This window comes from Flavobacterium sp. P1_E4 (genome assembly GCF_056405915.1).
In genome coordinates this window covers 37199-51250 of record NZ_JBFUBE010000012.1, presented here as the reverse complement: position 1 = coordinate 51250, position 14052 = coordinate 37199, and the positions used below count along the sequence as shown (strand labels likewise).

The 14052-nt window shown below is 34.6% G+C and carries 12 protein-coding genes; 6 read left to right on the top strand and 6 right to left on the bottom strand.

From position 1 onward, the window contains the following. Nucleotides 1-152 precede the first annotated feature (152 nt). Nucleotides 153-1586 carry an MBOAT family O-acyltransferase gene (locus AC1DY0_RS12360; RefSeq protein ID WP_477188901.1) on the top strand — a complete coding sequence of 478 codons (1434 nt, stop codon included), beginning with the start codon at nucleotides 153-155 and terminating at the stop codon, nucleotides 1584-1586. Nucleotides 1587-1627: 41 nt separating this feature from the next. Further along, nucleotides 1628-2464 carry a hypothetical protein gene (locus AC1DY0_RS12355; RefSeq protein ID WP_477188900.1) on the top strand — a complete coding sequence of 279 codons (837 nt, stop codon included), beginning with the start codon at nucleotides 1628-1630 and terminating at the stop codon, nucleotides 2462-2464. 541 nt (nucleotides 2465-3005) lie between these two features. Here AC1DY0_RS12355 and AC1DY0_RS12350 read toward each other — a convergent pair. After that, entirely contained in the window at nucleotides 3006-4289 is a 1284-nt protein-coding gene (locus AC1DY0_RS12350; RefSeq protein WP_477188899.1) for an MFS transporter, read from the bottom strand. A 104-nt stretch (nucleotides 4290-4393) separates the two neighbouring features. Here AC1DY0_RS12350 and bshC point away from each other — a divergent pair, with 104 nt between their 5' ends. From bshC to AC1DY0_RS12335, 3 genes are all read left to right on the top strand, one after another. Next, nucleotides 4394-6007, top strand: coding sequence for a bacillithiol biosynthesis cysteine-adding enzyme BshC (bshC, locus tag AC1DY0_RS12345; protein WP_477188898.1), 1614 nt, complete (start codon nucleotides 4394-4396; stop codon nucleotides 6005-6007). A gap of 34 nt (nucleotides 6008-6041) precedes the next feature. Next, complete coding sequence (locus tag AC1DY0_RS12340; protein WP_477188897.1) at nucleotides 6042-7313, top strand: acyltransferase family protein; 1272 nt, start codon at nucleotides 6042-6044, stop codon at nucleotides 7311-7313. Nucleotides 7314-7424: 111 nt separating this feature from the next. Beyond that, nucleotides 7425-7844, top strand: a complete 420-nt coding sequence (locus AC1DY0_RS12335; protein ID WP_100429911.1) for a nucleoside-diphosphate kinase — start codon at nucleotides 7425-7427, stop codon at nucleotides 7842-7844. A gap of 101 nt (nucleotides 7845-7945) precedes the next feature. Here AC1DY0_RS12335 and AC1DY0_RS12330 read toward each other — a convergent pair whose 3' ends face one another. Both AC1DY0_RS12330 and AC1DY0_RS12325 read right to left on the bottom strand, forming a co-directional pair. Next, nucleotides 7946-8242: a DciA family protein gene (locus AC1DY0_RS12330; RefSeq protein ID WP_477188896.1), complete on the bottom strand. Its 297-nt coding sequence runs from the start codon at nucleotides 8240-8242 to the stop codon at nucleotides 7946-7948. Beyond that, on the bottom strand, nucleotides 8223-8666 hold the full coding sequence (locus AC1DY0_RS12325) for a hypothetical protein (RefSeq protein WP_477188895.1): 444 nt from the start codon (nucleotides 8664-8666) through the stop codon (nucleotides 8223-8225). The genes AC1DY0_RS12330 and AC1DY0_RS12325 overlap by 20 nt, the downstream gene beginning before the upstream one ends. Before the next feature lie 256 nt (nucleotides 8667-8922). Between AC1DY0_RS12325 and AC1DY0_RS12320 the strand changes: the two genes are divergently transcribed. Continuing rightward, complete coding sequence (locus tag AC1DY0_RS12320; RefSeq protein ID WP_477188894.1) at nucleotides 8923-9987, top strand: serine hydrolase domain-containing protein; 1065 nt, start codon at nucleotides 8923-8925, stop codon at nucleotides 9985-9987. 115 nt (nucleotides 9988-10102) lie between these two features. Here the strand turns inward: AC1DY0_RS12320 and AC1DY0_RS12315 are convergent, their stop codons facing one another. From AC1DY0_RS12315 to ftsY, 3 genes are all read right to left on the bottom strand, one after another. Then, nucleotides 10103-11767 carry a serine hydrolase domain-containing protein gene (locus AC1DY0_RS12315; protein WP_477188893.1) on the bottom strand — a complete coding sequence of 555 codons (1665 nt, stop codon included), beginning with the start codon at nucleotides 11765-11767 and terminating at the stop codon, nucleotides 10103-10105. 76 nt (nucleotides 11768-11843) lie between these two features. Continuing rightward, the gene (locus AC1DY0_RS12310; protein WP_477188892.1) at nucleotides 11844-12653 is read right to left on the bottom strand and encodes a helix-turn-helix domain-containing protein; all 810 of its coding nucleotides are present in this window, start codon (nucleotides 12651-12653) and stop codon (nucleotides 11844-11846) included. Nucleotides 12654-12915: 262 nt separating this feature from the next. Next, nucleotides 12916-13896: a signal recognition particle-docking protein FtsY gene (ftsY, locus tag AC1DY0_RS12305; protein WP_477188891.1), complete on the bottom strand. Its 981-nt coding sequence runs from the start codon at nucleotides 13894-13896 to the stop codon at nucleotides 12916-12918. Between the last annotated feature and the right edge of the window lie 156 nt (nucleotides 13897-14052).

Sequence of the window (14052 nt, the reverse complement as noted above, 5' to 3'; positions counted from 1 at the left end):
TTGCCTAAACTGCAGTATGACCATTCGTTGTGCAAAAATAACCTTTATCCAATGCTAACTCTATAAATTTTTAAATGTTATCTTTGCGCGCAATTTGAATAAAAAATAACTTTTTTATTCAAATTCAAAAGCCCTTTAAAATCAATCTAGTAATGTTTTTCAATTCCCTTCATTTTGCCATTTTTCTGCCGCTGATATTCATCCTCTATTGGACTGTTGGCCGTTCTTCCAAAAAAATGCAAAACATCATTCTAATTTTGGCAAGTTATTATTTCTATTCTTGTTGGGATTGGCGTTTTCTATTTTTACTGGTTTTCTCCACTTTTTTAGACTTTTTTACAGCATTAAAAGTAGAGCAAAGTCAAAAGGAATCCACCAGAAAAATTTGGTTTTGGCTCAGTATAAGCATCAACCTTGGATTTTTGGGTGTTTTTAAATATTATAATTTCTTTGCCGTTTCCATGGCAAACCTGATACATTCCGCTGGTTTTGAAGCGAATCCTTTATTGTTAAAATTGATTTTACCTGTTGGAATTTCTTTTTACACCTTCCACGGACTGTCTTATTTGATTGATATCTATTTAAAGCGCATCAAAGCAGAGCATAATTTTGTCGACTATTCTTTGTTTGTGAGTTATTTTCCGCTTTTGGTGGCCGGACCTATTGAGCGCGCCACACACCTATTGCCCCAAGTAAAAGTTTTTCGGAAATTTGATTTCGAGCAGGCCAAATCCGGAGTCTATCAAATTTTGTGGGGATTGTTTAAAAAAGTGGTTATTGCAGACACCTGTGCCACTTATGCCAATGCTATTTTTGACCATTATCAAAGCATGAATTCCCTTTCTTTGATCATAGGATCCGTTTATTTTGCCTTTCAAATTTATGGCGATTTCTCCGGCTATTCGGATATCGCTTTGGGAGTTTCAAAACTTTTTGGTATTGAATTATTACGTAATTTCAATTACCCTTATTTTTCTAGAGATATTGCCGAATTTTGGCGTCGTTGGCATATTTCGTTATCCTCCTGGTTTCGGGATTACGTCTATATTCCATTGGGCGGAAGCAAAGGCAGCAAGGCAAAACAAGTACGAAATGTTTTTGTGATTTTCTTGCTCAGTGGTTTTTGGCATGGTGCGAATTGGACCTTTCTAGCATGGGGAGCCATCAATGCTCTTTATTTTTTACCTTTATTATTATTGAACAAAAACCGAAATCATGTTGATTCGGCAGAGATGAATTTCTCGCTTGCTTCATTAAAAACATTTTGGCAAATCCTAAGCACTTTTATGCTTACTTGTTTGGCCTGGATTTTCTTTAGAGCCTCCAGCATCGGTGTTGCGGTAGATTATATCAAACGCATGTTTACCCAAGGCGTATTCCAATCCCAATACCTAGCCAACCAGCGATACAGCTACGAATTACTGCTTTTAATACTGATCTTCATTGCCATAGAATGGCGTTATCGCACTCAAGTCGAACCGCTTTCGGGACGCTATTCTTGGGCTAAAATATCATTTTGCTTAGTCGGAATCGCATTATGGGGTGTTTTTTCTGATTATAAAGAATTTATATATTTCCAATTCTAATGAAAAAATTTATCCTTTTTATAGCCAAATTGCTTAGTCTTATGCTAGTGTTATTTTGCCTGCTTGATTGGGCATTTACCCAAGTCTATCTGCAGGATAGCAATCGAAATAAAACTAACGCAATTTACAACTCTCAACAGAAGAATTTTGATGTCATTTTCATGGGTTCCTCGCGTGCCAACAATCATTTTATTTCTTCTATTTTCGAAAAACAAGGTCTCAAAACTTATAATTATGGAGTGAGCGGATCCCATTTATACGAAACTGCCTTGATGCTGGAATTAATGATTGAACGTCATTATCAAATCAAGAATCTAATTATTCAAATTGATTTAAATATTGGCGGAGACCAACAACCATCTCCAAAATATACTGCGCAATTTTTACCCTTTATACATCATTCTACAACTATTGCCAACTATTTGTCATCTCAACCTGATTTTTACTATTGGCGTTATGTCCCTTTTTATAGGTATATTGAGTATGGTGCCGTTATAGGTTTTAGGGAATGTTGGGAGACTTTTCTTGGAAAACAAAGTAGCGTTCTACAAAATGGCGGCTATTATGCTTTGAAAGGCTCGGGTAAAAACATGAAAAACAATTTGACCGGACTAATTGCCAAACGTAATGTTAGTTACGAAAAAATAAAGAATCTGTGTCAAAAAAATCACATCCGATTGATCGCTGTCACTACCCCAATATGTGAGAACACCAAAAATCGGGAGTATTTTGAAGAGGTAACCAAGTTGTATCCCGAAATTCAAAGGTATGACACGGTGGTCCGGGATGATCGTTATTTTTCAACCTGTGGCCACATGAATATTGATGGTGCCACCATTTTGACAAAAAAATTACTGAATGATTATTTTAAGAAATAATAAACTTTCATAACTGTCCCTAATCGCACCTTAAACCCAGAATCAGCATTAGCCTTCATAACACAGTTGGAATATCTGGGTTAAACAACTATTTACTTCCTCAGTTCGTCCTGATAATTATCAAGATTCGTTTGGGGAGCCACCATTAGGGACAGGGGCTATCCCACTTTGTCGCCATTCGCCCCTTTTCCTAATGCTGTCGGGCTATCCGCCTTTACTTTGGTAGCTTGCTTCTATCCCTCTCCCTTTCCAGAAACCAAGACATTTTTAGCTAATTTGGGTGTTTTTTTGAGTTTATACAAAATAATGCCCAGTCCTCCATTGATGCTCAGAGTGTCTCCATTCATCTTTTTCTTCGTGTTATGAAAAGCTAAACCTCCTGCCTAGCCCCGATAGTGGAAATCCTTATAAGCCGGTGTTCGGCACATTAGTATTGAAACGGATAGCGGGAGTAAACATGCTTAAAAGGCAAAATCTTTCAGCTCCAAATTAGCAATCAAACTTATGTTATACCATTAACAAACTCTTTTACCTAATTAATTTAAAACTTGTGTTCCTTCTTGCTAATCGCCAATAAAGAAAACAACGAAATGCAAGCCGCAATTGTAAGATAGAAACCCACATAGGTCAAACTATAAGTTGAGGCTAGCCAAATGGCAATCATAGGTGCAAAAGCTGCTCCAACAATTCCTGCCATATTAAAAGTCAATGAAGCTCCTGAATAACGAACCGTGGTAGGAAATAATTCAGAAAGAAATGTTCCTAAAGGCCCATAAGTAAATCCCATCAAAGCCATTCCAGTACACAAAAAGAAAGTTACCATTACCATACTTCCGGAATTTAAAAAATGTGAAAAGAAAAAACCAAAAAAAGCAATAGCAGTCGTAGCAATAATTAACATTTTGCGACGCCCAATTTTATCCGCAACTACAGCAGAAATTGGAATAAACAGGGCAAAAAATAATACCGAAAACAACTGAATCAATAAAAAGTCTCTTTTCTCGTAACCCAAATCGGATGTTGCCCAACTCAATGTAAAAACGGTCATTAAATAAAATACCAAGAAAGTTGTAATAGAAGCCAATGTTCCAAAAAGCAATTGGTTTTTATATGATTTAACCAAAGTAAGAAAAGGAATTTTAACTTCTTCGTGTTCTTTTTTAGAGTTTTCAAAAGAAGGAGTTTCGGTAATTTTAGTTCTGATATAAAAACCAACTACAACCAAAAGTGAACTGGCAATAAAAGGAATTCTCCATCCATAATCCATAAAATCTTTACTGCTCATAGAATCTGTTAACAACAAGAAAGTCCCGCCTGAAAGTAGCAAACCAATTGGCGCACCTAGTTGCGGGAACATTCCATACCAAGCACGTTTGTTGGGTGGTGCATTTTCTATAGCTAATAAAACAGCTCCTCCCCACTCTCCTCCTAGACCAACTCCTTGACCAAATCGGCACAACATCAATAACAAAGGAGCAACAATACCAATACTGGCATAACTTGGTAAAAAACCAATGGTCACAGTAGAAATTCCCATTGTTAACAAAGCTGCCACTAAAGTAAATTTACGGCCAATTTTGTCACCATAATGCCCAAAAAAGGCTGAACCCAATGGACGAGATAAAAAAGCAATAGAAAAGGTTGCCATCGATTGTAAGGTTGCCATCGTAGCGTCTGCACTTGGAAAAAACAATTGCGGAAAAACCAAAACGGCGGCATTGGCATAAATATAGAAATCAAAAAACTCTATCGTCGTACCTATTAAACTACCAAAAAGAATATGTTTTAAAGAATTCACTTTGGCTGATCTGGTTATTTCTTGCATATGTATTTTATAATGTTAAACTAAGACGTTGCTTTATTTTTCGAAAGTAACTAAGATTTTGTTCCAATATTTTTTGGTAATTTAGCATCAAATAAACTTTGAATATGCCAACCGACTGTATCAGCTACCAAAACTCTGGATATTTCTCTTCTTTGATGAATGATTATTTAAACCAAAAAGAGCCAACGCAACTGTTTTACAATCGATTCCCAAATCTTGAAAATTTCGAATCACAAATAAAGGAAAAAAAAGAAAATTTCGACGGTAACGGCAATAACAATTTCAAAACAAAAAGAGAGGTTTTAGTTACGGTTCTGAAAAACCAATATTCAAAAATTCCCACATCTGATTTGACGAAACAAAATATTGAAGCTTTGGCTAATGCCGATACTTTCACTATTACTACAGGACATCAGCTGAATTTGTTTTCTGGTCCATTATACTTTTTGTATAAAATTATTTCTACAATCAATCTGACCAAGGAATTAAAAACAAAATATCCGTCCCATAACTTCGTACCCATTTATTGGATGGCTACTGAAGACCATGATTTTGAAGAAATTAATTATTTCAGTTTCAAAGGAAAAAAATTCCATTGGAACAGAGAAAGCACTGGACCTGTCGGAAGATTATCTACTGAAGGGTTGGACGATTTCCTCGAAATATATGCACTCGAAATAGGCTCCAGCACCAATGCTAACACTATCAAAAAAATATTTGAAGATTCTTATATTAAGCATGACAACTTAGCTGATGCCACCAGATATTTGGCAAATGAACTTTTTGGTTATTATGGATTGGTTATTCTTGATGCGGATCATCAGGATTTGAAACGCAATTTTATAGCGTACATAAAAGAGGAATTACTGTATCAAACATCCTTCAAAGCAGTAACAGAAACCATTGAAAAATTAAAAGACTATTCGGTTCAGGTAAATCCGCGCGAAATCAATTTATTCTATATTGAAGATGATTTGCGCGAACGAATTATTCTTGAGAATGGAATTTACAGAGTCAATCATACCAAAATTGAATTCACTGAATCTGAAATTTTAGTATTATTAGAAAGCAATCCTGAAAAATTCAGTCCCAATGTTATTATGCGTCCTTTATATCAAGAAGTCATTCTTCCCAATTTATGCTACATTGGTGGAGGTGGAGAAATTGCTTATTGGTTCGAATTGAAATCATTTTTCGCTTCCGCAAAAGTAACTTTCCCAATATTGTTATTAAGAAACTCTGTCCTTTTGGCAACCGAAAAACAAAACAAAAAGGCCGACAGATTAAATCTGTCCTGGTCTGATTTATTTTCAAAACAAGCTGCTTTAGTCAATCGCATTACCCAGAAACTATCGGATTTCCCGATTGATTTTTCCGAGCAGAAAGAAACATTAAAAAAACAATTCGAGGTAATTTTAGAATTAGCCAATCATACTGATAAATCTTTCTTAGGAGCCGTAAAAGCACAAGAAGTAAAACAAACCAAAGGCTTGGAAACTCTCGAAAAGAGATTACTTATTGCCCAAAAAAGAAAGTTTCACGATGAGCTACAACGCATCATTGACTTGCAAAACGAATTATTTCCTAACCAAAGTTTACAGGAGCGTCAAGCTAATTTTTCTGAGTTTTATTTGGAAAATGGAGAACGTTTAATTCCGCAAATAATGAGCCAACTTAAACCATTAGAACAAAATTTCAATATCATTACTTTAGATTAAAAGTATAAATCTCCCAAAACTAACCAAAAACCCAATGACGAAAGACCGCCTTATTTCACTTGATGTATTTAGAGGATTGACTATTTTATTAATGACCATTGTTAACAATCCAGGTAGCTGGGCAACCGTTTATCCTCCTTTACTTCACTCCGAATGGCACGGCTGTACTCCTACCGACTTGGTTTTTCCATTCTTTATTTTCATTATGGGAGTGGCTATTTCTTTTGCAATGCCAACTAAAAACTATGACAGCACAACATTCAACAAAATTCTAACGCGTTCACTGCGTATGTTTTGCTTAGGTGTCTTTTTTAACTTTTTCGGAAAAATACAACTCTTCGGATTAGAAGGAATTCCATTAGTAATTGGTCGTTTAATTATAACTGCTGCAGTTGGATATGCATTGATGGGAAATTTCAATGCTAAAATAAAAACCTACTTCGCAGTTTCAATTTTTGCAATTTATTTAATCTTAGCCTATAGCGGTATCGAAGCCTATAAAATAGTAAGACTTCCGGGTGTGTTACAACGCATCGGAATTGTCTATTTCATTGCCTCCCTTTTGTACCTAAAAACGAATCAAAAAATACAATTACTCGTAGCTATCGGAATATTGCTAGGTTATTGGGCTATCATAACTCTTATTCCGGCACCCGGATTCGAAATCACTAACCTCGAAAAAGGAACCAATTTAGCTGCTTGGGTAGATAGTTTTTTATTAAAAGGACATATGTGGGAAGTAACCAATACTTGGGATCCCGAAGGAATATTAAGCACGATTCCGGCAATTGCTACCGGAATAATAGGCTTACTAATTGGACAGTTGCTCAACAGTCCATTATTAAAATTGGAAAAAGCCAAAAAAATGGCAATTATAGGGATCGCCCTTATTGCCTCAGGACAACTTTGGAATATTATTTTTCCAATAAACAAAGCACTTTGGACTAGTTCTTTCGTTTTATACACTGCTGGATTAGCCACAGTGGTCTTGACCATTTTATACTATTGCATTGATATTGCCGATTATAAAAAAGGAACCAAATTATTCCTAATCTGGGGAGTGAATCCAATGATCGTTTTCTTTCTATCCGAAATTATTCCGCAAGCTTTTGTCGCAATTTCGTTTCCAAACCCAAAAATACCAACAGAACAAATCAATCTTTTAGACTATTTGTATGCATTCGGAGTACAACCTTTTTTCAATAATCCAATGACAGCTTCATTAGTGTTTGCACTTCTTTATGTAAGTTTATGGACGATACTTTTGGCGTATTTCTACAAAAAGAAAATGTACTTTAAAGTTTAAAAAATATAAAAATCACAGTAATAACAGATTTTCGCCATTAAATTGACGATTTGCTAAAATCATTCGATAAAAAAAGTATATTTTTGCACAAAATTTTAAAACACAGAAAAAATGGCAACTAATAGAACTTTTACAATGATTAAGCCTGATGCTGTTCAAAACGGACACATCGGTAACATATTGGCAATGATTACAAACGGTGGTTTCAAAATCGTTTCTTTGAAATTAACTCAATTAACAGTTGCAGATGCTCAAGCATTTTACGCTGTACACGCTGCAAGACCTTTTTACGGAGAATTAGTAGAATTCATGTCTCGTGGACCAATTGTTGCTGCTATTTTAGAAAAAGAAAATGCGGTTGAAGATTTCAGAACTTTAATTGGTGCTACAAACCCAGCTGAAGCTGCTGAAGGCACTATCCGTAAAGCATATGCAACTTCTATCGGAGAAAATGCAGTTCACGGTTCTGATAGCGACGAAAATGCTGCTATCGAAGGAGCTTTTCATTTCGCAGGAAGAGAGCAGTTTTAGTATTCAGATTACAGATTATATAAAAAAATCCCATTCTTTTGAATGGGATTTTTTTATATAATCTAGGAATTCTTTACTGCTTTTCTGCCTTCTTATTTCTGCTATCTAAGAACAACATCCCTCACCACATCTCTGCGCAATTCCTCATTAATCATTTTTATAATCTTAGATTTTCCGTGACTTAATTCCTCCCGCAAAACCGCCGATGTCAACTGGACATACAATGTTGAACCTTTCAAAACCACATTACTGGTATAACTGTTCACACCGTTCCCCATCAAATTACGCCAAGCATCTTTCACATCAATCTCATCCATTCCTGATTGCAATTTATTAACCTCGATAATTTGCTTCAAAACGTCCCCTATCGAACTTTGATTATTTAGTCTTTTTGCCATAGTCATCTAGATTTATTGGTCCCGTTTTTTTATAATGATATTCTTTTTTCTCTGCATTCAAAACTACCAATTCTTTATCTGTCAAAGCCAATATTTCCTCACTCCATTTCATATAAGGAGTACTGTAATCTAAAAATGTTTGGTCATCAGCAAAGCGTATTTTTACATTTTCAAACGTATCATTCACCAAAAATGTTCCATCCAATTGTGGCATCACTTTCTTGCGAATCCCCACATTTTTTTTGTCAATTTGAAAATAATCAAACGATTCATTCATACCATATTGCTTCTCGTTTCCATCCTCAAAAATCACTTTTTCAATCTCCCAATAGCCGTTGATTTTCGCAACTTCAGCAGGAGTTATTTTTTGCTTACATCCAACAAAAAAAAGGGCAACCAGTAAAACACCTAATACTTTTCTCATAGAATATTTCTTTTTTTAAGGAGCTTTATCCTGCTATCCGCTTGTATTCCCGATTAAAAAAAACTACGGTAAAAAAACCTTGTTTTTCTAAATCAGGAGATACCGCTTCTATCAGGGCTAGGGCATTCCGCTTATCAACATCTCTAATTAATACGACAAAGTTAAACTTTAAAAATCCAAAGAAAATAAAAATTTCACCTTCTCATTAAACTATTTTTGACATTTTTGGTCTTACCCAAAACTAACCTTCACAACCATGTCAAAATCAATACTATTACTGATCTTTGCACTTTCCTGTATCAACTGCTCCTCTGATAATTCAGAACCAAATCCTACACCAGAAGAGATATTATATTTCCCGCCGCTTACAGGAACCGCTTGGGAAACAAAATCCATAGAAAGCCTTAGTTGGAAACAATCAGCTGTTCAACCTCTTTTAGATTATTTGGAACTCAAACATTCCAAAGGTTTCATCATCCTTGTCAACGGACGCATAGTAATGGAAAATTATTTCAACGATCATGATGCTACAACCAATTGGTATTGGGCAAGTGCAGGCAAAACATTGACATCAACCCTGACAGGAATTGCACAACAGGAAAACCTCATCAACATCAACAACAAAGTCTCACAATATATAGGAACAGGTTGGACAAGTGCTCCGCTAGCAAAAGAGAATTTAATCACCTGCAAAAATTTATTGAACATGACATCTGGACTGGACGACACAACAGATGATGTTTCGCCCTCAGCCCTAACTTACACTGCCGATGCAGGCACTCGTTGGGCGTATCATAATGTATATGTGAAACTACAAGATGTCATTGCACAAGCAAGTGGACAGTCTTGGAATAATTATTTCAAAACCAAATTAAGGGATAAAATAGGAATGAATGGCACTTGGTTTACAATTGGCAACAATATTGTTTACAGCAGTACCACAAGAAGTATGGCACGTTTTGGATTATTGATGTACAATAAAGGAAAATGGAAAAATGATGTAATCTTGAACGAAAACTATTTTAACGAAGCAACCAATACTTCTCAAAACATTAATTTGGGATATGGTTATTTATGGTGGCTAAACGGCAAAGCCAATTATCATTTACCACAATCACAGGCTACTTTTCAAGGTACTATTATACCAACAGCTCCAAACGATATGTTTATGGCTTTGGGCAAAAATGACCAGAAAATCTATGTAGTTCCCAGCAAAAAAATGGTTATCATCCGAATGGGAGATGCAGCAGATAACGTAAATCTAGCCTTATCCGATTTTGATGAAACATTATGGTCAAAAATAAGTGCCTTATATCAGTAGATTAAAATACCTATAGCCGTTTTCAAATTTTGAAAATGAGTATTTTAAGCAAAACGAAAAAACCTCATTTTCAAAATTCACAAATTGCCAAGACACCTATTCTTGAGTAAAGCTTTTATTTTATTAATGACGGTAAAATAAAATCCTTAACAATCTTATCAGCCTGTGGATGCCCATAAGGTTTATTATATGCTTTAGAAGTTATAATAATCACAAGCGGAAGCTCTTTGAAGACAATAAGTTCGTTTCCACCATTTCCAGCACAATAAAATGTTTCATAGTTTTTGCCTTTATAGGTAACAGACTTATTCCAAAATAAATAACCATAAAATTGATTATCTCTTTCGGGAATCTGAATTTGGTGTGTAAAAGTTTTTTGCACCCATTCAATTGGTATTATTTGTTTACCATTCCAAACACCATTGTTTTTATACAATTGGACATATTTTGCATAATCCAAAGATTTCATTTGTAAACCTCCAGCTGTATTTACCACTTTTTGCGGTGTATACTGCCATTGATATTTTGTGATATTTAATGGCTTAAAAAGTTTTTCATCTGCATATTTTTCTAGCCCATCAGGAACTTTTTTATCTAAAATATCGCCCAAAAGAACCATTCCAGCAGTAAAATAATCCCATCGGCCTCCATTAGTTTTAGCTTTATCCATTTGAAGGTCTAAAGTAAATTTAACCCAATTGTCAGTAGGATACATATTTTCCTCATTCCCTGGCGAGTCGCTATCGATATCAGAGCCATTAAAAGCAGAACTCATAGTCAATAAATCTTTTATTTTGACACTGTCTTTTTTAACTTCATAGTTTTCAAACGTTTTCAAATTGTAAAATTTATTCAATGTTTGGTTTTCATCCTGTATGTAACCATCATTAATAGCGATTCCCATAAGTGTTGATGCAAAAGATTTACCCACAGAGCGGGTGTCGTGCAATGTATTTCTGCTGGCACCATTAAAATATTCTTCAAGCAAAAGTTTTCCTTGATGAATTACAACTATACTCGTGATTTCCTTTAAATTATAGGTGGCGATTTCAGTATTAAGGGTTTCGATTTTCTTTTTGTCAAATCTAAAATCTGAAATTTCCCAACCGCTGTTTTGTTCTATAGGTTGAACCGCTATTTGTTTTGCAGTTATTTTTGGTGGTTGGATTATGAGCAGAACTTCACCTTCAGCAATTAAGCCACCAACCTTTACATCACTATTTTCATCAATTTTCACATAAGGTCTAATCTCAATTTTGAGCTGATGCTTACCATTTGTTAATACCTTTTCACCGCCATTGAGCTTGAATCTGTCCCACATATACATTGCCCACCAATCTTCACCTTTGGTGCTGGTTAAAGGAACCCTGAATGTAGTCGAAGTATTTTTGTTGCCACCAGAACCAAAGTTACATCCTGAATTAATATTTTCTTTATAGATAAATTTATTATCAATATAGAATGTAAATTGAAGATTACCTTTTTTAAGTAATTCTTCAGCTGATAAATCAGGAGCTAACTGATGAAGATAATTCGTTACAGAATTACCCATAAAAACCCTGATATTTAGGTCTGACCGATAGGTCAATTGGAAGGATTTAAGGAAATCAGATGTAGAATATTTGTCCAATGGAATATTTCCATTCATGAAGGTAACTCTGCCAACATTAGCTTTGTGCAGACTGTTAGTTATCCCATCATTGGATACAAGATCTTTTGTTTGTCCAAATGAACTTTGAAAAAAAAGAATGACTAAAAATATAAGTGAAATCCGTTTCATAGTTAATTATATAGTTAGCCTCAAAAGTATAGCTAAATACTGTAGAAAAATAGAACAGGATTAACATTTGGGAATATTAACGGAAAAGGATTTTTCTGTATTCGGACGGATTAATTCCGTTGATTTCTTTGAAACAGCGTGTGAAATGACTTTGATCAGAAAAGCCACACTCAAAAGCTATTGATGTTAAATCTAGGCTTTTTTCTGAGATTAGCTGTAAGGACTTTTGGATTTTTAATTTTCTAATATATTCTCCCAAACTAGAATTGAAGTGTTTTGAAAAATCTCTTGACAAATGTACAGGATGAATATTTAAAGTTTTTGACAAATAATCTAATGTAAGATTGTCAGAAAACTGGTCATTCAATATCATATTTACTTCAGAAACCCAACTCGGTCTTTTATTAGATCCAGTTTGATTAGCCCGAAGCATTTTTGCTAAAGTCTCTAATAATAATGTTTGAATTGAAAGTTGTGTTGTGTTATCATCAACTTTTGTTTCTTTAAAAATTTTATACATTAGAAATTTCAAATCGAGGTTAGCAATATTAATGCTGCCTTGTAAATCTGTTGTATTAAATTCCAAATTATCAAACCACCCTTTTTCTATTTCAATATGAAAACCTCTTGTAAATCCTGCGGGTTTGATGTTATAGTGCGGTTCTTGCCAATTATGAAACAGCAAACTGCCTGCGGAACAATTATAAATTTCTTTTTTGTTTCCTTCAATTACATTTCCTTGAAGTATAAAGGTAAAATAAGCGTTTTCGTGATAATGCCAATCAACTTTATCGTGAGTATAAACAGTATCGGTCAAAGTAATCCCTTCTAAATTAATAGTGTTATTAGTTTGTCCATAAAATTCTCCCTTTTGTGATTGCTTCATTATTGCTTCTAGTCGAATTAAGTCTTTCAAATATTACACAACTACCACTATTTACTTTCAATATAACTATAAATACTATTTCTTATTCTTAATCCTTCTCATCAATCCTAAAAAGAAAAAAACCAATCCAACAATCAGTAAAGCATAATAAAAACCAACACTTGTTGTTCTAATCATATTTGCCAACACAAAAGCCGCAATACTTACAAAATAAAAATATATAGGGCTTGCGTTTTTTAAGGAAGAAAAATTCATGAACTTATTATTTAAAAAAACTATCTACGAATTCGTATTTATTAAAAACCTGCAAATCTTCAATTCCTTCACCAACACCAATGTATTTAACCGGAATTTGAAATTGATCTGAAATACCGATAACAACACCACCCTTGGCAGTACCGTCCAATTTGGTAACAGCAAGTGAAGTCACTTCGGTAGCTGCTGTAAACTGTTTGGCTTGTTCAAATGCATTTTGTCCTGTAGAACCGTCCAAAACAAGCATTACATCGTGAGGCGCATCGCCAACCACTTTCTGCATTACTCTTTTTACTTTTGAAAGTTCGTTCATCAGGTTAATTTTATTGTGCAAACGTCCTGCTGTATCAATAATAACAATATCTGCATTTTGGGCCACTGCCGATTGCAGCGTATCAAAAGCTACAGAAGCAGGATCACTTCCCATATCTTGACGAACAATAGGCACACCTACTCTATCCGCCCAAATTTGTAATTGGTCAATTGCTGCCGCACGAAAAGTATCTGCCGCTCCCAAAACCACTTTAAAACCAGCTTTTTTAAATTGATAAGCTAATTTTCCAATTGTTGTTGTTTTACCTACTCCATTCACACCAACTACCATCAAAACGTAAGGTTTTGTATTTGCCGGAATTACGAATTCGGTTGCTTCGCCTGTATTAGTTTCAGATAATAATCCCGCAATTTCGTCTCTCAAAATTTGATTGAGTTCATCAGTTCCAAGGTATTTATCTGCCTCTACTCTTTTTTCAATTCGAGTGATTATTTTAAGAGTTGTGTTAACTCCCACATCTGAAGAAACCAAAATTTCTTCTAAATTATCTAAAACATCATCATCTACTTTTGACTTTCCAGCCACAGCTTTGGTTAACTTGGAAAAAAAAGTAGATTTTGTTTTTTCTAGACCTTTGTCTAATGATTGCTTCGCCTGTTCGCTTAAGCTCGAGTCTTTTTTCTCTGAGGAGAATATTTTTTTAAAAAAGCTCATGGAGTTTTATGATTTGGAATTTACATTTGTCAACTTAAACAAGAAAAATCAATTAAAAACAATCTTATTTGTCTTTACAGAAATCCTCAAAAAAGTCTTTTAATTTCAAGGTGTAAATATAGAAAATAAAAAAGCTACTTCCGAATGAAAGTAGCT